Annotated in this window: 20 protein-coding genes and 1 pseudogene; 7 read left to right on the forward strand and 14 right to left on the reverse strand. The window is 32.4% G+C overall.

Annotated elements, in window-relative coordinates; all coding sequences use genetic code 11:
- Positions 1–90 precede the first annotated feature (90 nt).
- Complete coding sequence (locus C9J37_RS10990) at positions 91–1,092, forward strand: permease (protein ID WP_235617087.1); 1,002 nt, start codon at positions 91–93, stop codon at positions 1,090–1,092.
- Between the two features lie 11 nt (positions 1,093–1,103).
- A complete protein-coding gene (locus C9J37_RS10995; RefSeq protein WP_107895377.1) occupies positions 1,104–2,012 on the forward strand; it encodes a TIGR03943 family putative permease subunit in 909 nt (302 codons plus the stop codon).
- Positions 2,013–2,055: 43 nt separating this feature from the next.
- Here C9J37_RS10995 and acnA read toward each other — a convergent pair whose 3' ends face one another.
- Positions 2,056–4,761, reverse strand: coding sequence for an aconitate hydratase AcnA (gene acnA, locus C9J37_RS11000; RefSeq protein ID WP_069512693.1), 2,706 nt, complete (start codon positions 4,759–4,761; stop codon positions 2,056–2,058).
- Positions 4,762–5,091: 330 nt separating this feature from the next.
- The gene (locus C9J37_RS11005; protein WP_024361828.1) at positions 5,092–6,576 is read right to left on the reverse strand and encodes a methyl-accepting chemotaxis protein; all 1,485 of its coding nucleotides are present in this window, start codon (positions 6,574–6,576) and stop codon (positions 5,092–5,094) included.
- A gap of 138 nt (positions 6,577–6,714) precedes the next feature.
- Between C9J37_RS11005 and C9J37_RS11010 the strand changes: the two genes are divergently transcribed.
- Positions 6,715–7,677: an MBL fold metallo-hydrolase gene (locus tag C9J37_RS11010; RefSeq protein ID WP_107895378.1), complete on the forward strand. Its 963-nt coding sequence runs from the start codon at positions 6,715–6,717 to the stop codon at positions 7,675–7,677.
- Positions 7,678–7,730: 53 nt separating this feature from the next.
- Here the strand turns inward: C9J37_RS11010 and C9J37_RS11015 are convergent, their stop codons facing one another.
- A complete protein-coding gene (locus C9J37_RS11015; protein ID WP_107895396.1) occupies positions 7,731–9,557 on the reverse strand; it encodes a DNA ligase D in 1,827 nt (608 codons plus the stop codon).
- Between the two features lie 102 nt (positions 9,558–9,659).
- On the opposite strand from C9J37_RS11015, the gene ku reads away from it, so the two are divergent.
- Both ku and C9J37_RS11025 read left to right on the forward strand, forming a co-directional pair.
- The gene (gene ku / locus C9J37_RS11020) at positions 9,660–10,478 is read left to right on the forward strand and encodes a non-homologous end joining protein Ku (protein ID WP_069512696.1); all 819 of its coding nucleotides are present in this window, start codon (positions 9,660–9,662) and stop codon (positions 10,476–10,478) included.
- Positions 10,479–10,626: 148 nt separating this feature from the next.
- Entirely contained in the window at positions 10,627–11,664 is a 1,038-nt protein-coding gene (locus C9J37_RS11025) for a serine hydrolase domain-containing protein (RefSeq protein WP_107895379.1), read from the forward strand.
- Positions 11,665–11,986: 322 nt separating this feature from the next.
- Here the strand turns inward: C9J37_RS11025 and C9J37_RS11030 are convergent, their stop codons facing one another.
- The 7 genes from C9J37_RS11030 to C9J37_RS11060 all read right to left on the reverse strand — a co-directional run bounded on the left by C9J37_RS11030 (position 11,987) and on the right by C9J37_RS11060 (position 19,249).
- Positions 11,987–13,213: an MFS transporter gene (locus tag C9J37_RS11030; RefSeq protein WP_107895380.1), complete on the reverse strand. Its 1,227-nt coding sequence runs from the start codon at positions 13,211–13,213 to the stop codon at positions 11,987–11,989.
- Between the two features lie 168 nt (positions 13,214–13,381).
- Positions 13,382–15,058 carry a gluzincin family metallopeptidase gene (locus C9J37_RS11035; protein ID WP_107895381.1) on the reverse strand — a complete coding sequence of 559 codons (1,677 nt, stop codon included), beginning with the start codon at positions 15,056–15,058 and terminating at the stop codon, positions 13,382–13,384.
- A 5-nt stretch (positions 15,059–15,063) separates the two neighbouring features.
- Positions 15,064–16,368 (reverse strand): periplasmic substrate-binding domain-containing protein, encoded by a 1,305-nt coding sequence (locus C9J37_RS11040; protein ID WP_107895382.1) that lies wholly within the window; start codon positions 16,366–16,368, stop codon positions 15,064–15,066.
- A gap of 72 nt (positions 16,369–16,440) precedes the next feature.
- On the reverse strand, positions 16,441–16,842 hold the full coding sequence (locus C9J37_RS11045) for a ThiF family adenylyltransferase (RefSeq protein WP_235617088.1): 402 nt from the start codon (positions 16,840–16,842) through the stop codon (positions 16,441–16,443).
- A 40-nt stretch (positions 16,843–16,882) separates the two neighbouring features.
- A complete protein-coding gene (locus C9J37_RS11050) occupies positions 16,883–17,275 on the reverse strand; it encodes a hypothetical protein (RefSeq protein WP_107895384.1) in 393 nt (130 codons plus the stop codon).
- 323 nt (positions 17,276–17,598) lie between these two features.
- On the reverse strand, positions 17,599–18,351 hold the full coding sequence (locus C9J37_RS11055) for a hypothetical protein (protein WP_107895385.1): 753 nt from the start codon (positions 18,349–18,351) through the stop codon (positions 17,599–17,601).
- A complete protein-coding gene (locus C9J37_RS11060; RefSeq protein ID WP_107895386.1) occupies positions 18,344–19,249 on the reverse strand; it encodes an ATP-binding cassette domain-containing protein in 906 nt (301 codons plus the stop codon). Before C9J37_RS11060 ends, C9J37_RS11055 begins: the two co-directional genes overlap by 8 nt.
- 180 nt (positions 19,250–19,429) lie before the next feature.
- On the opposite strand from C9J37_RS11060, the gene C9J37_RS28260 reads away from it, so the two are divergent.
- Positions 19,430–19,585 (forward strand): hypothetical protein, encoded by a 156-nt coding sequence (locus C9J37_RS28260; RefSeq protein ID WP_167397300.1) that lies wholly within the window; start codon positions 19,430–19,432, stop codon positions 19,583–19,585.
- Between the two features lie 635 nt (positions 19,586–20,220).
- Here the strand turns inward: C9J37_RS28260 and C9J37_RS11065 are convergent.
- Positions 20,221–20,751, reverse strand: coding sequence for a dihydrofolate reductase family protein (locus tag C9J37_RS11065; RefSeq protein ID WP_107895387.1), 531 nt, complete (start codon positions 20,749–20,751; stop codon positions 20,221–20,223).
- 113 nt (positions 20,752–20,864) lie between these two features.
- Here C9J37_RS11065 and C9J37_RS11070 point away from each other — a divergent pair, with 113 nt between their 5' ends.
- Complete coding sequence (locus tag C9J37_RS11070; RefSeq protein WP_107895388.1) at positions 20,865–21,809, forward strand: helix-turn-helix transcriptional regulator; 945 nt, start codon at positions 20,865–20,867, stop codon at positions 21,807–21,809.
- 197 nt (positions 21,810–22,006) lie between these two features.
- On the opposite strand, the pseudogene C9J37_RS11075 reads toward C9J37_RS11070, so the two are convergent.
- The 3 genes and pseudogenes from C9J37_RS11075 to C9J37_RS11085 all read right to left on the reverse strand — a co-directional run.
- Positions 22,007–22,315, reverse strand: a pseudogene (locus C9J37_RS11075) (IS66 family transposase); the annotation flags it as partial.
- A 131-nt stretch (positions 22,316–22,446) separates the two neighbouring features.
- Positions 22,447–25,521: a lantibiotic dehydratase gene (locus C9J37_RS11080; protein WP_107895389.1), complete on the reverse strand. Its 3,075-nt coding sequence runs from the start codon at positions 25,519–25,521 to the stop codon at positions 22,447–22,449.
- Positions 25,522–25,562: 41 nt separating this feature from the next.
- Positions 25,563–26,345: an ABC transporter permease gene (locus tag C9J37_RS11085; RefSeq protein ID WP_107895390.1), complete on the reverse strand. Its 783-nt coding sequence runs from the start codon at positions 26,343–26,345 to the stop codon at positions 25,563–25,565.
- Between the last annotated feature and the right edge of the window lie 179 nt (positions 26,346–26,524).

A 26,524-nucleotide genomic window follows, 5' to 3' on the forward strand; every position in this document is an offset into this window, starting at 1 on the left:
ATGTAAACATAACTTACTGTAAAGCGTAACGATTATCATTTATCGAATAATCGTTACTACCCGATTAAGTCAAAGAATTAGGAGGCAAATGTGAATCGTCCACTTTCCAAACAATTATTAAATGCTCGATTTTTTCTGTTGCTCATGATTATTTTGTTTCTAACCCCAACTTTCTTTCCTAGTAGTGCATGGCTCTTTTCTTTCGCAACGCCACTATTAAATCTCAATACTATATTTTTGAGTATTTTAATAGAAGCTTTACCATTTGTTTTAATTGGGGTTCTAATCGCTGGGTTTATTCAAATTTTTATTACGGAGCAACATATTCAAAAGTGTATTCCAAAAAATAAATTTCTGGCAATTATCATGAGCTGTGTAATTGGTGCACTATTCCCCGCCTGTGAGTGCGGAATAGTACCCATTGTAAGAAGACTTGTATCAAAGGGGGTACCTATCCATTCCGCAATGGGTTTTATGTTAACGGGACCTCTTATAAATCCTATTGTCATTATTTCTACATATATGGCTTTCGGTAATGATCTAAAAATTGCAGGGTTGCGCATGATATTAGGCTTTATCATAGCCATTATCGTCGCACTGCTTATTAGTATGCTGTTTACTGGAACACAATTTAAAAAGGGTATTCGAACTAATCATGCCCAGCATGGTACAGCAAAACTATCATTCTTTAAAAAAAGTTCAAACATGGTCAATCATTCAATTGATGAGTTTTTTGATATGGGCAAATATTTAATCATAGGGGCTTTTTTAGCAGCTTTTGTGCAAACCTTTGTATCTACTAAAACGCTTGTAGACATAGGCGATCATTTTACATCTTCTATGTTAGTCATGATGCTGTTAGCCTATATCCTTTCGTTATGTTCCGAAGCAGACGCCTTTATAGGTGCATCTTTTAGCTCTATTTTTCCAACGCCATCAATACTTGCTTTCTTAATTTTTGGACCTATGATTGATTTTAAAAACACGATTATGATGTTGGGCGTATTTCGATTGAAATTTGTCCTATCAGTACTAACGATCGTGTTTCTCGTTATCTTTTTTATAATATGGCTAATCGCACCTTTTCTTTAAGGAGGCAACTAATGAAATTTCACTTGCAACAAGCTGTAAAGGCCGTTATTTTATGTGCTTTCTCTGTTATGATTTTCAATTTACATGCAACTGGTGAAATAACGAAATTAATTAACCCAAAATATGAGATGTTAAGTAAAACCGTAGCGATTATTTTTTTAGTACTGTTTGTAGCCCAATTAAAAAGAATTTTCTCTTTTTCTAATCATCGCAATCATAACGAGTTATGCGGGTGTTGCGCTCATAGCTTAGTTAACCCACCGTTTAATTGGGAAAGAATATTATCTTATCTCATTTTAGTTGTTCCATTGTTTACTGGATTTACATTGCCTACAAAATTTTTAGATGCATCCATAGCGCAAAAAAAAGGCGCGACGATAATGATGACCAATCAATCTCAAGCCACAAAAAAAGATGAAGTGGCAAGTCGTAACGAAGATGGTTTGTTGGAAGATCATCCTATTGATCCAAAACTATTAGAAGAAAAACAGGAAATGTCAAAAAAAGAATACGACCTTTTAAAGCAACAACTGGCACAAAATCCAATTGTCGAGATGACAAATTATATATTCTCTGTATATTACGAGGATATTAATAATAATTTATCACAATATCAAGGTAAAAAAATACGATTAAGTGGTTTTGTGTTAAAAGAAACTGATTTACTAGAAAATCAATTCGTCATTTCCCGATTTTTAATTACGCATTGTGTTGCTGATGCAAGCATTATTGGGTTTCTAACGGAAATGCCCGAAGCTGCGAGCTTACAAGAAGATAGCTGGATTGAGGCTGAAGGCACAATTGATATTGGTTACTATAATGGCGTTGAACTCCCTATCATTCGAATCGAACAATGGAAAAACATACAGGAGCCTGCTGAACCGTATATCTATCCAATTGACATTCTAATTAGTATGTAAATAAAAAAACCGACCTCCTAAGAGATCGGTTTTACTAAAATAATTATTCAGCAGCTTTCGCGCGAAGAACCATTTGTAGGATACCACCGTGACGGTAGTAGTCTACTTCTACTTCTGAGTCGAAACGAGCTAAAGCTTGGAAAGTTTTAACTGTACCGTCTTCAGATTTAGCAGTAACTGTTAAGATATCACGTGGTTTCACATCGTCAGTAATGTTTACAGAGATTTCTTCTTTACCAGTTAAACCTAGAGAATCAGCAGATTCGCCGTTTAAGTATTGTAAAGGAAGAACACCCATCATTACTAAGTTTGAACGGTGGATACGCTCGTAAGATTGTGCGATAACAGTTTTCACGCCAAGTAGGAATGTACCTTTCGCAGCCCAGTCACGAGAAGAACCCATACCATAGTCGTTACCAGCAAGTACTACTAAGCCAGTACCTTGCTCTTGGTATTTCATACATGCGTCATAGATGTACTCTACTTCGCCTGTTGGCCAGTAAGTAGTGAAACCACCTTCTGTACCAGGAGCTACTTGGTTACGGATACGGATGTTTGCAAATGTACCACGCATCATAACTTCGTGGTTACCACGACGAGAACCGTATGAGTTGAAGTCACGGATTGCAACACCGTTTTCGATTAAATATTTACCTGCAGGTGTATCTTTACCGATTGCACCAGCTGGAGAAATATGGTCAGTTGTAATTGAGTCACCGAACTTCGCCATAATGCGTAAGCCGTCTAAGCCTTTGATAGCTTCTGGCTCTTTTGCAAGACCTTGGAAGAATGGTGGGTTTTGGATGTAAGTTGATTTGTCATCAAATGTGTATAGAGACTCAGTTGATGTTTCAATTGCATTCCATTTTTCGTTTGCTGTGAATACAGTTTCGTATTCTTTTTGGAATAATTCACGGTTAACTACAGTACCTAATACAGCGTTAACTTCTTCAGTTGAAGGCCAGATATCAGCGAAGAATACTTCGTTTCCATCTTTGTCTTTACCGAATGAATCTTTTTGTAGGTCGATATCCACAGTACCAGCAAGTGCGTAAGCTACAACAAGTGGTGGTGAAGCTAAGTAGTTCGCTTTTACAAGTGGGTGTACACGGCCTTCGAAGTTACGGTTACCAGAAAGAACAGACGTTACGAATAAATCGTTCGCTTTGATAGCTTCTTCGATTTCAGGAAGTAATGGACCTGAGTTACCGATACATGTTGTACAACCGTAACCTACAGTGTTGAAACCGATTTGGTCAAGGTATGTTTGTAAACCTGAATCTTCAAGGTAACCAGTTACAACTTTAGAACCTGGTGCTAAAGAAGTTTTCACCCATTTTGGTACAGTTAGACCTTTTTCTACAGCTTTTTTCGCAACTAAACCAGCAGCGATTAAAACGTATGGGTTAGATGTATTTGTACAAGAAGTGATAGCAGCGATTGCTACAGCACCTGTTGGAATTTCTACATCACCTTCAGCAAATTTAGCTACAGAAGTTTTTTCGAATTCAGCTTCAGTTAAACCGAAACCTTGAGTTCCTTGTGGAGCCACTACTGCTTCTTTGTAACGAGAACGCATTTGAGATAGTGGAATTAAGTCTTGTGGACGTTTAGGACCAGAAAGGTTTGGTTCGATTTCAGCTAAGTTTACTTCTAATACGTCAGTATAAACTGGCTCTAATGCTGGATCAAAGAACATGTGGTTCGCTTTTAAGTAAGCTTCAACAACCGCGATGTGCTCTTCGTCACGACCAGTTAAACGCATGTAGTTTAATGATTCTTCGTCAATAGCGAAGTAACCACAAGTAGCACCATATTCAGGAGCCATGTTAGAGATTGTTGCACGGTCAGCTAGTGGTAATTTAGATACGCCAGGTCCGAAGAACTCAACGAATTTACCAACTACGCCACGTTGACGTAAAACTTGTGTTACTTTTAATGCTAAGTCAGTAGCAGTCGTTCCGTTTGGAAGATCACCAACTAATTTAACACCGATAACTTCTGGAATTGGGAAGTATGAAGGTTGGCCAAGCATACCAGCTTCAGCTTCGATACCACCAACACCCCATCCAAGAACGCCGATACCGTTGATCATTGTTGTATGTGAGTCAGTACCTACTACTGAGTCTGGGAATGTTTCGAATGTACCGTCAGCATTTTCGTTTACGTGTACAACTGGAGCTAAATACTCTAAGTTTACTTGGTGAACGATACCTGTTGCTGGAGGTACAGCACGGAAGTTATTGTAAGCAGTTTGAGCCCATTTTAAGAAGTTATAACGCTCAGCGTTACGTTCGAATTCAAGGTCCATGTTAGCTTGTAATGCAGATGCATTACCGTATTTGTCAACTTGTACTGAGTGGTCAATTACAAGGTCAACTGGAATAGCAGGGTTGATTTTGTTTGGATCTCCGCCCATTTCTTTCATTGCTGAACGAAGAGATGCAAGGTCAACTACTACTGGTACACCAGTAAAGTCTTGTAATACTACGCGAGAAGGTTTGAATGGTACTTCAGCTTCTGGATCAGCACCGTTACCCCATTTTGCTAATTCGTTTACGTGCTCTTCTTTGATTACGTATGCATCATATTGACGTAAAACTGATTCTAATAATACTTTGATTGAGTAAGGAAGGTTTGAAACTTTTGCAACGCCAGCTTTTTCAATCGCAGCTAAGTCATAGTAATTGTAAGTTTTACCATTAACTTCGAATGATGCGCGGCTGTTGTGTAAATTACCTTGTGCCATTTGCGGATCCCCCTAAATATCTTTTTGAAAAGGCCTATGTAAAGCATCTTTTCTCCACCACCCATAATAACGTATTTATATTCATAAGTAAATTACATTAATATTATCTTTTTCAATAAGTATTTCTTATGACAAGTGATGTCTTTTATTTATTTTACATGAATGAGCGAATTTGTGACGAAAATGACATATTTCGGCCTGTTTTATTTTAAACATTTTTTAAAAAAATATGCACATTTAGTTTGCAACAATAATAAAATTAGTTGTTTACTATAAAAATACAGGGATTGAACCCTCGAAGCACCAAATAATAAAGGAAAATCAATCCATTCAGTTCGATACAGTATCCTTTGTGACCAGAGACTTTAACGCCATACTAAGCTCTTGAATTTGATCGGTTGTACTAGTCATCATTTCAAGCATTTGATGCTCGTCCTCAACCGAAAGTAAAATATCACTAGTAGAAGCAGCATTTTCCTCCGTCATCTCATTCAATTTTTCAATTTGTTCTTGAATTTTTTCAAATTGCAAAATGGCACTACTTAATTCATTCATACCACTTGTTAAATCCGTATTGGTTATAGCAAAGGTATCTTTTAAAACGTTAAAGAAGTGGCTGACATCCTGCAACAGCAATTCACCATATTGTAGTGCTTGTTCTCCATCATTCGAACGTTGTTGAGCTTCCGTTGATTTTTCGAATATTGTTTTAGTTACATTTGTAATGCTAACCGTAATGGCCGCACTTTCTTCTGCCAATTTCCGTACCTCATCAGCAACAACAGCAAATCCCTTTCCTTGTTCGCCTGCTCTAGCAGCTTCAATCGTGGCATTTAATGCAAGTAAGTTCGTCTGTTCTGCTATATGTTGGATGCCTTTCAACAAATTATCCACTGTGTGCAAACTTTGTTGCAATGCTTGGACGGTCTCAGCAGTTGAACCGATTGCATTGTTCATAACACTCATTTGAGCCATCGCCTCTTGCATTTTGCCCCACCCTGCTAATACTTCCTGTTGGAGATTACTAGATTTCGCTACCGTATCCTGTGATATGGAAAAGGTTTTATTAACAAATTGTACGGATTCCTTCATTGTTCCGTGAATCATTTGTAAACTTGAGGCTTCCTGTTGAATACTAGCCGCGATATCTTCTGTTGCTTGTAATATTTGCTTACTTGACCCCGAAATACTGTGCATAGTTTGTTGAAAACGTGTAATATGCTCATCTAGTCTATAGCTACTTTGTTCAATTTGATTGAAGGTCATCTGTAGTTGAGCGAGCGAAGCTTTTACTTCATTTTGCTGCGCCGCTGCATGTGTAATTAGCTCATTTCCCCATTTAGCCAGTAGAAAGAAAACAATCATAACGCCATTGGTAATAGCTAATAATGTAATGAATACAATAATATCGTTGAAAGGTCCCAAGAGTGATTCCGATTTCACTATATATAAAATCACGAAGCTTACGTTTAGTATGATCCCAAAAAAGATAATCAGTTCCTTTTTAAAGTACAACGCAATAATGGCAATTGTACAAAGCAAAATATAATGCTTGTTCAATGAAAAACTATCTAGTAAAAACAATGTAAAAACGATACTGGAGGGGATCATGCCAAATATAAATCCCTTAATATATGTTTGGATAGGTAAAAAATAATTACATAAAGCGAAAGCAATTACCGCCAGACCAATAAATAAGAACATAATTCCTTTTGTAAGTATCATTGGGCCACAAATAAGAATAGCTAAAATTGAAATGATGGCTAAATTAACACGATGAACTTTCCGTGTATCATAGCGAATATTGACCTCCATTATAGTTCCCTCCTAAAAAATGAATGGACATTCAGTTTGTTTTTCTATTATTATATAGTATAAACATTACTTTTTATAGACAAAAAAGGTATTTTAGAGAGAATTTAGCTTTTTTCTAATCAGAAGGGGGATTTTTTAATGGAGAGAGTACAAAAAATAGCACCAAACTTTTTTTGCATTGATACGCACGATTTGAATCGGAAGGAACGCACAAGCGCTTATTTACTTATAGATGAGAAAATTGCGTTGATTGAAACATCTGCAAGTCCTTCCGTGCCCTATATAATAGAAAGTTTAAATGAATTGCAAATTACACTAGATGATATTGACTATGTAATCGTTACACATATTCATTTAGATCATGCAGGCGGGGCTGGTCTTTTTCTTCAAAGTTGCCCGAAAGCAAAATTAGTCGTACACCCCCGTGGTGCTGGGCATATGGTTGATCCAACCCGCCTAATTGCAAGTGCAAAGTCTGTATATGGTCAAGAATTCCAACGCCTCTTTGACCCAATCGTACCAGTTGCGCCTGAACGGATTATTGAAGCTAGGCATGGCGATATTTTATCATTGGGCAATCATCAACTAACTTTTTACCATACAGAAGGTCATGCCAAGCATCACGTATCCATGCATTACTCTGCGACGAATGGAATGTTTGTAGGTGATACAACAGGTGTCTGTTATCCCGAGTTGGCTGATGAAGCAATTGATTTAATTATCCCTTCAACTTCCCCGAATCAGTATGATCCAGATACGATGGAGCAATCGATTCAATTATACGAAAAACTTAACGTTCAGGAATTGTATTTCGGTCATTACGGTGCCTATCAAAATCCAACAGAAGCCTATCGTCAAGTTCGCTACTGGACGCCCTTGTTTTTAGCTGAAGGAGAAAAGGCACTAGCTTCATCCGGTACTTTAGCACAGCAAGCTAAATTATTAGATACGAGATTGCAAGCACTATTACATCAATATCTACAGCGAAATGGTATTGCAGAGAGCCATCCCGTCTATCAAACGATTCCTTTTGATACAGCAGTATCAGCAATGGGCATTCTCGATTATTTGCAAAAAAACAAACCATCTAATAGCAAATAGATAAAGAATCTGCTCATTTCTCACGGTAACTTTGAGAAATGTTGCAGATTCTTTTATTGGTTATTTAAATGCTGGAGCACTGCCTGAAAGTCCTGTTCTTCCCCTATCGCTTGAAAATGGATAAATGGATTACCCACTCGTTTAATTCGCTCTATAACAGCAGGTATCGTAAATTGTTGCGGTGATAGTTTGTCGTTTACTTCATTCCAATGTAGAGGTGTTGCAACTAAGCCCATTTCATTACCTCTGGTGGAAAACGGCGATATAATCGTTTTCCCTTCCGCATGTTGCACATAATCTAAATACAATCTATCTTTGCGATTTTTCTTTAAACGTTCAATCGTATATAATTCGGGTTTTTGCTCACATAAAAAACGACAGACAAACTCAGTAAAAAGGCGAACTTGTTCATAAGAAAATGTATTGAATGGTAATGGAATATAAACTTGCAAACCTTTACCCCCAGAAGTTTTAACAAAAGACTGTAGTTTAAAATAATCAAATATTTCTTTTAAGTGTAGTGCACCACTTACAGCAAGTGAAAATGCATCTACCGAAGGAGGATCCAGGTCAAAAACAATCTCGGTAGGCTTTTCACTGTCAATGGTTTGAAAAGGGATGTGAAATTCTAATGCAAGTTGGTTCCCTAACCACAGCAGTGTTTCAAGATTATTGCATAGGATACTATGATGTTCGCTCATTTTTTCTGTTGCGACAAATGCAGGTAGATGTTCCGGACTGCTTTTTTGATAGAAACTCTCTCCTAGTACCCCATGAGGAAAACGAATTAACGTAATAGGTCGATTTCGTAAAAATGGCAGTATAAAAGGTGATACAACCTGTAAATAGTACAAATAGTCCTCTTTAGTAATTGCGATAGCAGGCCACACTGGCTTGTTGGGATGCGTGACTGACACACTATCCGGTATAGGCATAAGCTGGCGTTGCATAAGCTGCCAATTACAGTACTGGTGTTCCATTTCTAATCGAAAGGCATGAAAACGAGGTTCTCTTAACTTACTACCATCAAAGTCGATACATGCGATATCAATACAGATGGATGGTTCTAATTGCCATGTTTCGTTGTTTTGTTGCCCATTTGCTTGAAAGAATGTAATGAGGGTATTTAACTCGTCCTTTTTCATCCCATGCCTAAAAACAACCACTTCCGTTAGCACACCCTGTCGATGCACACAACCGTGAAAATATCCATTTCCTTTATCAAATTTGTTCACAATCACTGTGACAATTTTCCAATTTTTAATTTTTAGCCAATGTGTTGACCGTACAGCCTCCTGCCATTTACTCGTCTTTTTCTTGGCAATAATACCTTCACCATTATAAATTTTGATGAAATGCCACAAAGTTTGGCTATCTTCAAAAACATCAATTGCTTGTAAACGATGGTTTTCTTCATATTTAATAGCAGTCGGTAGCTTTAACGATGTAAAAAGAGTGTTTAGTTGCTGTTTTCGCGTTTTTAAATAGCGATTCATTTGACTTTCCCCTTGATAGGAAAGTAAATCAAAAACAATATAATGACAAGGAAAGGATGTGGCATGTGCAGCAATCACTTCTTTTTTTTGCATTCTTCCCCGTTGTTGCACGACTGCAAATTCACTTTTATAGTTGTTGATTAAATACACTATTTCTCCGTCAAATACTAACGGTAAAAATACTTTGATCTGATTATAAAGACTTCTGCAATAATCAATAATTTCCGGAAACAAATGATTTAACACATTGCCATTTCTACTTTTCAAAATAGGCTCTTCATCAGTCCACTGTAATAGACAGCGGAATCCGTCATATTTCCCTTCGTAAAGCCAATCATCTCCTTTTGGCGGTTCATTTGCTTCTACTAGTAACATTGGTTTAATCTTGTACACCTACTTTCTTATTTTGTACTGTTGACACTATTTTTATTTAGCATACATAAAACACATCAAATTATTACATAGTAAGAAAAACGAGGTGACAACATGCATACAGTTTGGAAAGGCAGTATTTCATTTGGTCTTGTCAACATACCAGTTAAACTACATGCTGCTACAGAAAATAAAGACATTAAATTACGACAACTTCATAAAGAATGCCATACACCTATTAGCTATAAGAAAGTATGTGAGGGTTGTAATCAAGAAGTAACAGAAGAAAATATTGTAAAGGCATATGAGTATGCAAAAAATAAGTTTGTCGTTCTAGATGAAGAAGAGCTAGAGAACTTGCGTAAAGAAAACGAAGATAAGGCTGTTGAAATTATCGATTTTGTTAAATTAGGCGAAATTGACCCTATCTATTTTGAACGAACTTATTTCTTATCGCCTGATACTACAGGCAGTAAGGCATATGCCCTATTGCGACAAACATTAGAAGAGTCAGGTAAAATTGGCGTTGCTAAAATTATTATTCGTTCGAAGGAACAGCTTGCGATTGTTCGTGTTTATCAAAATGCCCTTGTAATGGAAACAATCCATTTTCCTGACGAAGTTCGTAGTGTGCAAGATGTTCCAAACATCCCAAGCGAGCCAACCATTGTTCAAAAAGAATTAGACGCTGCACTGATGCTAGTTGACCAGTTAACAACTGTATTTAATCCAGAAAAATATACAGATGACTATCGCAATGCTTTAATGGAACTTATCGAAGAAAAGAAAGCGACAAATTCAGTATCTGCCAGTGATAAGCGTCCTCTACCTGACAACGTTACTGATTTAATGTCAGCACTCCAAGCTTCTTTAGATAAAACAAAAAAACCAACAACAAGAAAAAGAGCGACCAAAACGAAGAAAAATGCATAAAGGGTCGCTCACCAACCATAGGACGAAAGGCATCGAGAACTTATATACTCGATGTCTTTTTCTTGTGGTATAGCTAACCCCCCTTAAAAGGAAACGTATGTTTGTTCATCATGTTATAATTAGTATAAAAATTGATGGATGGTGTCTAATGACCAGAGTAAATATTGAGGAACGTATGAATCACTATCGTGTTCAAGGGTTAAGTCTATTGGTAATTGAAAAGGGGCAGATTAGTCAAATAGTACATTATGGATATCTTATGGCAGGAACTAGGCAAAAAGTAAATGACCAATCTCTTTTCAATGCCTGTTCTATAAGCAAATTTTTAACGAGCATGGTAGTAATGGTATTAGTGGAACAAGGCTATTTAGATTTAGATGAGGATGTCAATAACAAACTGAAATCGTGGAAGGTACCGGAAAATCAATATACGAAGCTAAAAAAAGTAACATTACGAAACTTACTTTGTCATCAATCTGGCATTATAGATCCAGCGAATAGTTTTTCAACTTTAAACGCTGCTCATGCGAAACCGTCAATGGTAAATTTGTTAAATGGCACAACACCTTACTGTCAAAGCCCTATAGAAGTAAGTGGTGAACCTTGGCATGCATTTCATTATTCGGATGCTGGTTTTTGTATTATACAGTTATTAATAGAAGATGTAATGGCACAATCATTTGACTCGATTATAGAGGAACATATATTTAAACCGTTAACTATGACACATAGCACACTTTCTACAACATTTACATCATCAAAAGAACAAACTTTCGCTAGTGGTCACCACAAAAATGGAAAATCGGTGACAGATAACTACCCAATTTATCCTTACCCTGCTGCTTGTGGCTTATGGACATCCCCCGCTGATTTAGCTAAATTATTACTAGAGTTAATAAATGCTTTAAAGGGCTCTAGTAAAATCGGTATCTCTGCAAACCTAGTCGAAGAGCTAATTCAACCACAAGGTGCTAAAGAATGGGCTGGTTTAGGGGTATTCCTTGAGGGCTCAGGACAAGAAGTAGAAATCTCCTCCCTTGGCTGGGGTATTGGATTTCAATGTATGCTTGTATTTTTTCCTTTTATAGAAAAAGGAATGATTGTTATGACAAATACTGATTTAGGCGTCCATCAAATGCAAGGAATCATAGGTGAACTATACAAATCACTTATCTCCTGTTCATAATTTAATTATGCAATAGATTTGGTTGAGGATAAGTTTTTAGTACAGTAATTACTTTCTTATCCTCCATCTAATTCAATACTACAATAGGCAATATTTTCGCTCACCTTGAGAAAGTTTTTAAATAACTACCTAATTTAAATGCCATCTCTCCTGTAGTAGCACTTTTAGGAGCTGTTCTCTTTTTGTAGTAGCCATTCGTTACAGGTCTTCCAGTACTTGCTGTAGCAAGTGCTAACAAAAGAATCCTTTACTTGGAAGAATAAAATAACCAAATTTTAAATAATAAATTGGGTTTTTACTTTTGAAACTTCAACAATCAAGGCTATTTGTCATTTCTATTTACACTCTCTGTTAAGGTTAAAGATCGAGAAGTCATTATACTTCCTACCGTTAGTATAATTAATAATAACAATGACATTTGAAAGGATGATAAATATACACTTAATACAATTGCCAGACGTGCCAGTATCTCAGCAAAATAGAACCCAATATTCTCAATTGCTGAGTATGAACCACGTTTAGATTCGGGAATTATTTTATATCGTTCGGTACTATAAACAGGTGAATAAATAATTTCTCCTACTGTAGCTAATATAATAGCAATTATAAGCGGTATTAATGTATTAAAATAACTTAGGCCGACATAACCAACTGTGTATAGTGTGAGCCCCAAGACGAGTACTCTTCCTGTTGATAGTTTTTCAACCAATTTAGTTATATTAAATGTGAAAAAAACAACTATTATCGTATTTAGAAGCAGTATAATAGAGTACATTTTAATTCCGTCAATGTTAATCTGTAATACATTCACTTCTTCAAAACTTTGCTTGAGTTTAATAGCAATATATGAATAAATTGAAAGTTCCCCAATCATTATTAGACTGAATCCAATAGTTAAAATCATATATCTTCGGTCTTTTATGGCATCCATATAGCTGCTGATACCATCCCTTAGAACATTACTGAGTATTTTCGAACGTCTTTCAACGGAGATTTCAACAAACCATTTTATAAACGCTAGTGCAACTATAATGTATACAATAAAACCTATTGTAAATAATAAAAATGGCTTGTAGCTATAAAAAAATCCGCCAATAACCGAACCAATTGCAACTCCTACATTAGTAATCCAGTAACTTAGTTTATAGACATATGACTCGTACTCAGTTATTGCATCCATAATTGCAGCATCCATAATCGGGGACTGTATTCCAAAGGCTATGGTAAATAGCAAGTAGCTGATACAAAATAACATTAAAGAACTAACCAGCAACCCAACTCCCATTAACAATAAGAAAATACTCATTAATATTTGAAGTAATACTATGTTCGTTTTCTTTCGATTGCTATCACTAACATATCCCCCAATAAAGGAAAATGCCATTGAAATAACCACTGCTACGGTAAGAAATATTCCCGAAAATTTAACACTTATCATATCAGTTAAATACAATGCTACAAAAGGCATTGTTCCAGTAAATATAATTTCCTGAAAGAGATTTGAAACCAATCTAACCTTTAATGTTGTATTTAATTTGTTAAAGATCATTGTGTCTACTCCTTAAGGGCTAAAAATAAGAATCTTTCTAGATATTCTGCATTAGCAAGCTCTACACTCTCCTTTTGATTAAATTTTCCGTCAAACATACAAATATTTTTCAAATCCTATAACTTCTTGCAATTGATATTGTATTTATTTTTATAAATATATTTGTTCTTATAAATTTATTAGCATATCTCTTATCTTTTTAAGTGTATATTGATTTAAAATATTGAAATCCAAAGTACTAATTAACGCTCCAAAATACTCTACATCACTTATTTTTTCTCCATGACAAAAAAGATTGCTAATTTTCTTAAAATTTCGTTTGTGTTGAAAAACATTAAACGCAAATAAAAATGCGCAAATATATTGCAAATTATAATCTAAGTTTAGTCCCTCGTGTCCTTTTATCCAGTTATATTTATTCATATTAAAATTTGTAAAATGTTCGTATTCACGAAAAGATTTTATAGTTGAATCGTAATAAATATTAATTTTATTTTTACTTAATATTCCTTCTCTTGCTTTTGAAGATAAAATATCTAAAATAGAAACGTATTCAAATGGTATAACATAACTATCCTTTAATAAATCAAGTAATTTTAACTTAAGGGAGTCCCTATTTAAACCATAATTGTTTCTATACAACAGATGATCTATTAATATAATTTCATTAATAAACGAGCTAAATTCAACCTTTAGTATTGATAATTCTGAATACAATATTGACTCACTTTTTTGTGCAAAATATTGGGCTATAGCTCCCCCTAATTCATGAACTAGAGTAAATAAACTTTCTAAATCATGATTCCAATGCATTATTATGTAAGGATGAGATGAAAAAGATGAATACGAGCGCGCCCCGAATTTTTTATTGATTGAGGAATCGAAATGTACCCATTTTTCTTTAAATGCCCTCTCCACCACTTGGATATAGTCTTCCCCCAAAATATTTAGTGCGTCTTTAATTATTAATTCCGCCATTTCTAGGGTAATATGACTATCTGTATTTATTGTATAATACATATCGTGATAAGATATTTCAGGATATTCCAATAATCTCCTTTTAATATCTAAAATCTCTTTGGTTAAGCTTTTTACTCCAGACACTTGTTCTTTAAACTGTTCCTTCTTGATTTCAAATATGCATTCATTTAATACTTGTTCAGAATATGATTGATACCCTAATCTTAAAGAATTAGCGTTTTTTATCTGATAGAAAATATTAATTATAAATGCAAAATCGTCTGCTCTCCTCGCTAAATGCTGAACTGCGTTTTGATAAACAGATTTTCTAAACGTCCTATCATTATTGTTTAATGCTGTTAATAGCTCATTATGTTTAATAATTATATTCTCGTGATTGTAATTGATTTTACATAAAAAATCACTTTCATATAATAAACTTTCATACTTCTTTTCAAGATCGAGTTGATAATATACATTTTCCAGAAAATCTTCGCCATCCTTTTTTATAAACATTTTCTTATAATATGTTTTAAATCTATATAACTTCGGATTAGTTGAAACAATCGAGATAATTGTTTCCAAATTACCCCTTATGAAATTGTTTAATACTTCCGTTTTGTAATATATAACTGTGTATAAATATTCAATTTCTCGTAATCTATTCTTAATTTCATTATCTTTAATATTTAACTCAGTCTTTAATAAAATGTAGGTATGTAATTTATCTAAATCAGTATATATAGACTCCAGGTTTAATAGACAATATTCAATATTATTAGTGGAGAACTTGCAATTAAAAATCTTTTCTTTCACTAGATTATAATCTATATCCCACTTATCCAAAGAGGGATATAGCGCTCTCAAAAAATGATTTTCTTTCATTCAAATCACCAACCACAAAAAAATAATCCATTATCATCAAAAAGCACAGATGAAGCTCTGTCACTTATGAGATAACGATGCTTTAATCTCCCAATTTCTATAAATAGCCCATGTTTTTTTAAAAATTTATCAAGACTGTTATTACTTAAATTGTTGTGGAACCATTTGTTTAACAAATTTATATATTCCTCAATATAGCAACTATCTATGTGGTTCATCTTCTCCATATAATAATCAATCTCATGCTGTGTGACAGGCGATACAACATGTATACATATATCGTAGTTATTGTCGTAGTATTCATTTAGATAAAAATCCATATCTCCAAATATTATTTTGGTAGTCATCCCCATGGTATTTAATGTACTTATTAACCCCTTCGAAATTAAATTATTAGGATAATAATCAGAAAATAAAATTTTTATTTCTTTCTTATACTTGAAATTATCTATTTTATCTTCTTCTAAAATCCCCATTTCTAAGTTATCTACAATATCTATATCATCTAACACATCTAAATTTTTCTTAAAAAAATTTCTTATACTATTTTCTAAAATTTCTTTTAGGTCCTTTAAATCTTCTTTAAACTCTATCCGAAGCATAAGATTCGAATTTAGGCTCCTATAGCTCCTAAGGTCTTTAAATTTTAAAATATCTTTTCTCCTAAAAATAGTTGTGGAAGTAATATCAACCTTTGAAGAAAAAAAGTATTTAATATTATTATGTGGTTTATCATCAATGATAAACGATAATACCTTTTCTTCTTTATAATTCCTATGATATTTATTGGACCTAAATTTTAGTAAACAATCTGTTGACTCCTTTTGAAAGTAACCATAACTAATATCACTAGTTGGCTCTCCATCGATGAACTTAACTGGTACAAAATATATTGTTGAAAAAAGATGTTTATAATAATCGCTTTTAATTAATGAAGTAATGTATATTCGATTATTTTTTACTGTTATACCTATATCATCAAGGTTATCCTTTTCTCCATCGAGATAATCTCTTACTCCTTCTATAAAATCTAAAGATTGGGATAATGGTAGACGATTTTTAATTATGTAAAATAAAGTATCCTTAAAATCTTTAGGAGTACATTGCTCTCCGTTGGACCAATAAAATTCTTTAAAATCCAAAACAATTTGCTTACATTTACTTAAGTCTTTAACCAAGTTTTCAAAAAAACAGTCATTTTTCTTGATAAATAACGGTTCATATAACATTGAACATATTAAAGCAGAAGAATAATCGACCACATCAAAAGGTATTGAATTTTTTGGATAATCATCAAGTACAATCCTCATCATAGTACCTCTATTCTAAGTTTCAAAAAATCAATAATCTTTTTATTGTATAAAGGATACTCATCTTGTATTTTAGTTAAATAAATAAATAAATACATCATATGCCAAAAAACTTCCTATAATTGAATTTGTAGGTGAAATAGATCCATTTATACCGTGTGTAAATAAATTCAAATTATTATATGGAAATTTGTTACTTTCATCATAAATTGGTCCCCATGTCCCTGTTTCAATTCCCACACTTGCAGAAACAAACGGAATATTATAGTGCTCACAAAATCTGGCAATAATATACTCTATATCTCTTGGTTTATCTGCACAATTTACAATTATGTTCATATTTTCAAAATCTATGTTAGATAAATCATCGGGTTCTTTTACTTCTCTATCTATAGTCCTTATCTTTGTCCTTTTTAATACATTATTAATAATAGCTTCAGTTTTTCTTTTTCCAATATCCTCATCTTTATACAAGACTTGTCTATTTAAGTTACTAGCCTCTACAAAATCAAAGTCAATTACATAGAAATCCAATTCTTTGTAAATGTTCTAAAACAACAGTCCCAGTACCACCTATCCCAACTATACCTATTTTTTTATTTTGTATTTCTTTTTGTATTTTTGTACTGGAAATATTAGGGGAATTCGCAATTGACTCTATATAATATAAGTTATTCTGCAATGAAGAGTCTATAATACTGTAATCTTCATTATTGCAGACTAAATTGTTTTCCATTAAAAAAGATTTAACCTCATCAGATATAGCTTTATCAAAATATCTATTGGACAGGATATTAAAATAGTATTTATTTACATCTTCAATAAGAAATTCAGTAGTTCTTTTATTAATTACTGTTACTTTCTGGTCTTCTCGGAACTTTATTATGACGTTATCTTTTAATCTCATAATTCAAACTCCTTCATATAGGGGGAGAGTAAAATATTATAAATAAATACTTTTGTCTCCCCCCACATTTTCTTACGTACGTTTAACTACTTCACGTGATGATTTACGAGTTACTTTCATTTTTTCACCCCTTTTCTATTATTTTGCTTGATGTAATTTTATTTGCGTTATCTGACGTCACTCCCAAATAAAATTATATATTCTATTGTATGCTAATTCTAAGTGTCAACATTTTTCTACAAAAATTGCGTTATAGCATTTAGTTTATAACCTTACCTGTTAATCAATATGCCAACATCTTTTTTCAGTTGTAAATTTTAATATTATGTAAAGTCCTTTTTTTCAACCACTTTTAATCCCACAAATAATACAGCAACAGCAATTAATAGATTTATAATCCAATTAATTATATTTATCTGAGCTGTTCCATTCATAAAATCAATTATTAACTGATCCATAGCACTTGCTGGAACATACTCCCTTATAAATGAAACATTCTCATTGACATTGGATAATCCAAAAATCAATAGAGCTAGTCCTCTATAAAACAAAAACACAATAACAATCGCTGTTATCTCGTTATTGAAGATAAAAGTTGCAGAATAGCAAAGTGCTAATGCACTGATTAACAGTGGTAACATATTGGACAAAGAAATGAGAAAATTTAAGGTAACAGTCTCATTTTTATCAGTAAGTATAAATTCTCCAGCTAAATAGGTAACTGACCCTAAGATTAAAACAACAATTAAAAAATGAATGAAAGTAACTATGAATTTTCCAATAAAAATGGTTCTTCTATCAATCCCTAAAGAAATGGAAGTCGGTATAATTAGCCTATCTTTCCACAATAAATACGTTGCCAAAAAGCAAATAATTAATAACGAAAGACCAGACATCCCAAAAACATTTGAGTAATAAAACCGATTGTTACCATATGGAAAATCCGCTTCTGTTTGAGCAAAATACTCTAATACTACAGCTAATGCAACGATTAATACTGCTAAAAATAACGTAATAACATAGCTCAATTTCTTTTTATGTAATCTAAAAAAATCACTTTTTATATAATTATTCATATATTTCACCTCTACCAGTTAACTTGAAAAAATAATCCTCAAGAGTAGATTTATGTGTTTCCATTCCTAAAACCGATATACCATGGTTAACAAAAGTTTGATTTATTACACTTGTTTTATCTAAATTTTCAGTTATTTTAATTTGGTTTTGATTTTCAATAACATAAGTTAATTCTGGAAAATGTTCTTCTAATATTTTTGTAGCTTTCTCCGTGTTATCAACAACAATCTTTAAATAATTTATCATTTTTTGTTCAAGTTCTTCTTTGCTTATTCTTTCGAGTAATCTTCCATTATTTAAGAAAATATAACTGGTGGATATTTCCTCTAACTCCGTTAAAATATGACTAGAAATTAAAATCGTTGTTCCCAATTCCCGATTTATTTTTAGAAGAATGTTTCTAATATCGTGAATTCCTTCAGGATCAAGTCCATTAACTGGTTCATCTAAAATTAATACATCTGGCTTAAAAATTAAAGCTAACGCTAGACCCAATCTCTGTTTCATTCCTAAAGAAAATTCAGAAAAAAGTACTTTATTATTAGCAAGCCCTACTAACTTAATTATTTGTACAATTTCCTCCGTATTTGTTCCGCCTTTCTGAAGAAAAAAATACTTTAGATTTTCAAAGGCAGTCAAATTGTTAAAAAAAGCAGGACGTTCAATCAAAGCACCTATACTAGGAATCCTTTTTTTTGAATAGCTATATAATAATTGCCCTTTAGTTGCAGTTATTTGTCCGGTCATTATTTTAAACAAAGTTGACTTACCAGCCCCATTTTTACCAATAACAGCACAAATTTCGCCGGCATTTATTTTAAAGCTGATGTCATCTAGAATAACATTCTCTTTATATTCCTTACTTATATTTTCTACTTTTATTAATTTTAAAGACATTCTACCCACCCTCTTTGAAAATAAATGTTATTTTTACAATCATTATAAAATGCCTTTTGCAAGGTGAAAAGTGTCTATTTTTTGAATATTCCGTGAACACCAAAGATATATAAAATAATTTAACAATAAATAATATATACTATTTTTAAAAGTAATTTATTGTTTGCAGGAGGTGATATCTTGAAAACGATTAATTATAAAAATCCTATTGTGGCAAGCTATCTATTTATCGGTGGAATATTTATAGTCTTAGGTTTTTCTCAAGGTTTAATCTTCTTTCTAATAGGGGCGCTTTCTGTTGTTGCTGGCATTAAAGAAAATAAAAAGGTTTCTTAATATTGCTGGAAATTAGCTTAAAGTTACTTTCTTATCCTCAAATCTAATTCTAATTTCATCTCTACTGTAGTGCTTTAGAAGTTGTTCCCTGTTTTCTGGTAGCCCTTCGTTACAAGTCTCCTAGCTCTTGATGTATCGGTAATGGAATATGCTATTCTAGTAACGCCTAATCAATATTATAAAAATTGTTAACTCATCGAATCCCCATTTTCACTGTAACTCTGCCATTCGTCAAAAATTTTATTCTATTTCACTGACAAATGGGTAATGCTTGATAACTTCCTCTGCATATTCATAATAGTGTAAAGCTTAAAAAGTCTTTACAAAAACTCTCCTGTTTTGGGGTCACTTTCTTTAGGGAAGTGACTCTTTTCTATTTTTAGAATGTTAAAAATGGCCCACAATAACGTACGCTTTTTTTGTTCATTTCAATTATTGATGAAGTTGTGAACTATACAAATCACTTATCTCCTGTTCATAAACGACGTTTTCCCCTACCAAATCCAAACAAAACTAAACAACCAGTCGTTGGTATAATACCGACAACTGGTTGGACAATGCTTTTTTGACCGCCTTTTAGATATATCTCTTTATTGCTAAAACTTACTTAAAAAACATATGCAACAGCCATAAAATCAACTTTCTTGTTTTACTTGATAATGCATTTGCACCATCTGTCCATAACATGTTGTCTTTATTAATTCTAGATTGATTTGCGGATTATCCTTTTTAAATAGGGCTATGCCAGAACCTAATATATGCGGGGTAATGGTAATAATGTATTCGTCAATTAGATTTTCTTTCATAAAAGCATCAAGAATCTCTGCTCCACCAACCATCCAAATATGTGCTCCCGATTGTTTCTTTAACTGTTGGGTAAACGATACAACATTTTCATTTACAAATTCCACATCGTCATTTTTGTTCTTTGCTGATTTCGAGAAAACATAACATTTTTTATCAGAATATGGAAAAGCATCAGACTGTTCCATCACATAATCATAGGTGCGTTTCCCCATTATAATGGTATCAATTGTTTGATACATATCCATGTACCCATTATCCCCTTCCCCTTCTGATTCTAATAACCATTGTAAGTCATCATCCTCTTTCGCAATAAATCCATCTACACTAGTCGCAATAAATAAAACAATTTTTCTATTCATTAGGTGGTCTCCTTTTCTCATAAGCGTTTTGCTTTTGATTAAATCATTAGCACAAACTATACTAAACAGTAAACATGACAAGTAATGGCATGATTAAAAGAAAAGGTGAGAATATGTCTAAAGCAAAACGTTTATTAGATATTCTACTATTTGTAAATGCGAAAAGAAAATTTACAGCGCAAGAACTAGCCGATGAATTTAAAATATCCGTCCGAACCGTGCATCGTGATTTATTGGATTTAAGCGATATGGGTTTACCCATATATGCAGAACAAGGGAGGAATGGAGGACATACCGTTATTACAACACGTCTACTTCCACCTATGTTATTTACAGAAGAAGAGGTTGTATCCATTTTCTTTGCATTTCAAGCGCTCAATTATTATCGTGATTTACCTTTTGATGCTGAAATCCGCTCCGTCACGCATAAATTATATCGTTCACTTCCAAAAGATGCCCAAGCAAAAGTAGATAAACTTCGCTCTTATATTGCCTTTTGGAATCCTAAGAGAACAATCGATACCCCTTTATTAAAAAATGTTTTAGATGCGTCAATTGAAGGAAGTCAGCTCCATATTCAATACCACTCAAAAAAAGCGATAACAACAAAGCATATTCGTCCTATCGGTGTATATGCTCATAATGGGCTATGGTATATGCCTGCATACGACTTTCATAAAGATAAAGTTTTATTGTTTCGAGTGGATCGTATCCATGCCATTATTTCAAGCATAAAAGACGACAGCAATTTTACAAACTTAGAAGAATGGTTTGATTCATATGAAGTAACAACCCCTATTAGATTGCTAGTTGAACTGTCTAAAGAAGGCGTACGCCAATGTCTAAGTGAGCCAAATTTCCAAGGTTTCGTGACCATCAACGAACATGGGACTGGTACTATCGATGCGGTGATTGATGAAGGTGAGCTTCACTTTATCGCTCCTCTATTTTATAGACTAGGATTACATGCAAAAATTATTGAGCCAGAAGAATTAATCCAACATATGCGGAAACAGGCTAAAGAAATTTTAACGATGTATCAAGAAGGAAATTTATAAATGTCTTACTTTCAACACAAAGTCGTTCCAATTACAATTGAAGACTTTATAGCATTGGATATTTGAATGGGCCTATTATTTAAGAAGAAGTATTACGCACGAGTTGCTGCTATTTTGGTTAAATATTTGGAATTAAGTATTCACCTGCACAGATTGCAGAAGATATAAAAAATATGTAGTCATCTCGGCAAAAAAGACTAATAGTAGTTGGATGTTTTTTGACAAGGCATGTACTGCTTAAAAATTTCTAAGTTTCGGTGGATATCCAGATTCTGCAGATCCGTCATTAACTTCATCAGGTATTGATAGAAGTCCAAACCATTTGCTTTGGCAGGTTTTGCGATGCTCAAGCAGATGGCGTTAGCTTTTGCCCCTGCTTCACTGACAGAGAAAAGCCAATTTTTTCTCCCTATGACGTTTGGACGAATGGCATTTTCAGCTAGATTATTATCGATTTCAATACGTCCATCATTCAAGAATGCTTTCAGACCATTCACTCGATCAAGTGGTTTACGTTCATATTTTTCATTCAGATTATTTAACAGTTGACAACTACGTTTCTAATTTTTCAGTAAACAATCATAGAATAAATTCGATGTCCTCATCATCGTACCTTGGCCGATTTAATTTTTAATTATCATTTAGAGTTCTTATACTTAAAATTATTTAAAGTAAGATAGCTAATAGCTAATATAGTATTTTCAAACTCTTTATCAATACCAAATAATCTGTTTATACTTAAATGAATAATACTATGAACTATGTTCGTATAATTTTGCTCATTATCACTAAGATTTAGTTTTTCACTTAATTGGTAAACTGCTTCATTTCGCTCATTAAGGGTTTCAAGTACCTTCTTTCCTTTTTCTGTAGTATTAAGATTACTCCAATTGAGTGGTTGAATTAATGTTTCTATCTTAGCTCTTAGCAATCTAAATCTATTATTATGATTTTGCTTAACTTTAACTGACTTTAATATAGTAATTTGTTCGTCTGTAGGTATTGAGAATGCTTCAAGCGTATAAATTATTAAAATAACTCCTAATATTTCTTCAGTAAACTGTAATTCATTATTGTACTTCATTTGAATAAGTTTACTTAAGGCTATACTATCTACAGTAAAAACATCTTCCACATGTTGAAAAATGTTAGGACCACCAAATCTTGCAATTTCAGGTTTATATGGAGCAATATGAAACGTATTTAAAAGACCTTCTTCTCTTAAAACTTCTGCCCACAACTTTACATACTTTATAATTATACCTAAGTTACTCATACTTGTAATTTTCACTCTATATCGTATATGATCTTTCGGATCTTGATATCTTATAAAGAAGCTTTTGTTTATCAAATTTTTCTTTGATAAATATTCAGATAAATCTCTAAGTTTTATACCTAATATTTCATCATATCGAGTTGGGTTTATATAAAATTTAAAATAAAGCCACTCACTACCAGGGAAGAAGATTTTATTATTATTTAAACAATTTATCCTTTTTTTATCTATATTGTGCTTTTCTTTAAAGGAAGTTTTTTTCATTGGAAAAATAAAATCGACATTATGCTCCATGTTCTCTGCAATCCCTATTGCCTCTTCAAAAAATAAAAAACCAAATTTTTTAAATTCAAAAAATAGCTCTTTTAATAAATCCAAGCAATCTAAATCAAACAGCTGACGATTCCCGTCATTTTCAATATCATACTTATATATATATCTGGGAATATGATACTCCATCCTTAAAATTTTTAAAGACTTCATCCAATTATTGAATGACATTGAAATAGAGAAATTATTTGATTTATTTTCAATTTTCCATCTTGCGGGTGAAAGAATGATATTTTTATATCTAATTCTAGGTATATACGGGCTTTCAATGATTTCCATTACATTAAAACCAGCTGCAATTTTAGTGTTTTGGTAATAAATTTGATATAAAAACTTAGTTATATTCGGTATATTTTCTGCAATATTCAGTAAATGATTTTTTGTAGGTATTATTTCTTTATTCATTGATAAAGATCTTAAATATATTTTATCATCGCAAACACCCACTACTAAATCATTTAATTCAATAGTGTTTTGGTAATTTACGGTTGAAGTACCTAAATTAATCTCATGAGATCTTAAATTTTTAGTAATTGAGATGTTTGACAATCTACTGTCTGAAGGAAAATAGACTGTTTCCGCAAAAATTGTATCTGAATTTTCTGATTGTAATTTAAACGTTTCTGTCAATTCTTCAACAACGCTTCTGTCTATTCCATCTAAAAATCTACCAATATTTTGTCCTGCTGTTGCATAACCTGCCATTGAGCCTAAAACAAGCTTATAATCATTTTTAGAGCCATTCATTAAAGAAGCATGAATTTCGAAAGTATCTGGCAATTCATTTTCTTGAATATAATATTCAAATTCTTGAATAAATTCTTCATCAAATACAATTTCTTCTGAATTATTTTTTAAAGCTGCTATAAAATAACTTATAAATAGGTTTCTTCTGTGTCTATCGTATCCAAAACTAGCTAAAGTAGATTTTTTTTTAATTGAGGAATAACCTTTATTCGCCTCCAATTTGTGAAAAACATCATTAAGTTGCATAATTGGAACTTCTGCATCTGTGCCATAATTATCCTCGAATTCTTCTATAAAGTCTTTCCACAAGCTCGGTGTTGTATTATTAGGTGATAAAGACAATAATAATCTTGAAGCAATAGTTAGATCTTTCTTTAACTTGCTACTTAATTCTAACTTTTTAAAATTCAAGTATAAATCCACCTGTAAATAATGAGATGAACGAGATAATTTTTCCATTTTATTAACAATTTTTTCAAATTCTTCAATCCCTTTTCCTAAATCCGTATTATTATATACTTCTATACATTTTTTTATGTCCAACAAATCTCCTCTTAGATTTGAATATTCGGTTAAATTGGACAGGCTTTCTATTACATAATCAAGTGGATCAACATCTAATAAAGGAGGTCTTAAGGTACTTAATAAAATTTCTTCTTTTAAAAGAATGTGTAAAAATTGAGATAATGAATAATTAGACTCTTCAGGATAGTATATTTTTAATTCCTCTATCAACCTTTTACCTTCTACCAATTTATTTTCATATAAGTAGTTTAAAACAATCTTGATTGGTTTTGTGACATTAATCAACAAAGGATTTGTATTATTTTCTTTATACTTTCTTATTGAATTAATTAATGTTAATTTGTTACCTTCATTAAATAATAAAGGATTTCTATATACCTTAAGATTAAATATACTTTCTAAATTATTTTCTATATATATTACAATTTTGGTTAGCCACTCCATATCAACTCGTGCTCTCTTGGTGTGAGATTTAGGTTCATTAAATTTTATAACATTATTTTTATTTTCAACGTATTTCCCAGTTGTAATACCAGCAAAAAGCCCAAAGGGAGTAGATCTACTACACATTCTACAATAATACCTACTAGTAGATTTAAAAAGTTTTTCTAAACGTTTCTTATCTAAGTTATCTAAGTCAATTAACATATAGTATAGAGCTGAGTTAGCAACTAGCAATGATTCCATAAAGATACTATCTTTCTTAAATTCTTCCATAATTCCCATAATATTATTCTCGTTTTTATTTTTAAGATGAAATCCTTTAAAATCTTGAATCTTATATACTGGCGCTCTTACAATAAAATGATTAAATGTTTCATATAAATTTTCCATTTTTAAGTCCCCTTAAGAATTTATCCTCGAAGTTAAGAACATTAAGACCCCGTGCTTTGATACTTCGACAATCCCAACAACCAAAAACGATAAGATAAGAAAAAGAAAATAGGTCCTCCAATTAAAGAAAGAATATTCAACATAAAATTATTACTACTTTTATCTAATAAAAATGCCATTGGATAATATCCTACAAATGCAAAAGGCACAATAATAACTATAGTTTTTAACCATTTAGGAAAAACGCTCATTGGATAAGTTGTTAAATCATCTAATTGCCATATTATTGTACTCAATCCATCATTATTAATAAACCAAAAACATAACGAGTGTACAACTAAATGAATCGCCGCAAAAGTTAATATACTAGAAATTAATAGAAATGCAATTTTTAAAATATTACAAAAATTAACCAACTCTAAAACAATTAGTGAATAATTAAAAATAACTAATGAGAAAAAAATCTCTCCAATTGTATCTGGATCAAATTTTTCGGTAAAGATTTGGAACAATGGATTAACAGGTCGTAATAATAATACATCAAGATTCCCTGTTTTTATTTTTTCTCCAAGGCTCATAATATTAAACATAAATGTGTTCCATAGTGCTCTACTTAGTGTTACAAATGAATACAATAGAATAACTTCATTCAAAGACCATCCTCCAAGTTCTTTAATAAAGGTAAAGATGATTAAAATAGAAAAAAATAGAGCACTGTTTGATAATAAAAAGCCAATTGAACCAACTATAAAATCAGTTCTGTATACCCAAAGCGATTTTAATGACAACCATATATACGCTCCGTATAAATTAAAAATTTTCATATAAGTGTTATCCTCCAAAAAACAAACTATTTTTGGATATTAATCTAGAAGCGATAATATTTATTAGAAAAAATACAGTTATCCAGAAAATTTGGATAATTATCGGTATAAAAATACTTAATGTTGAATTTGTTATATATGAAATTGGTGTGCTTATGATTGCTTGAAAGGGGAAAAAA

The organism is Lysinibacillus mangiferihumi, assembly GCF_003049665.1.
GTDB classification, from domain to species: Bacteria; Bacillota; Bacilli; order Bacillales_A; family Planococcaceae; genus Lysinibacillus; species Lysinibacillus mangiferihumi.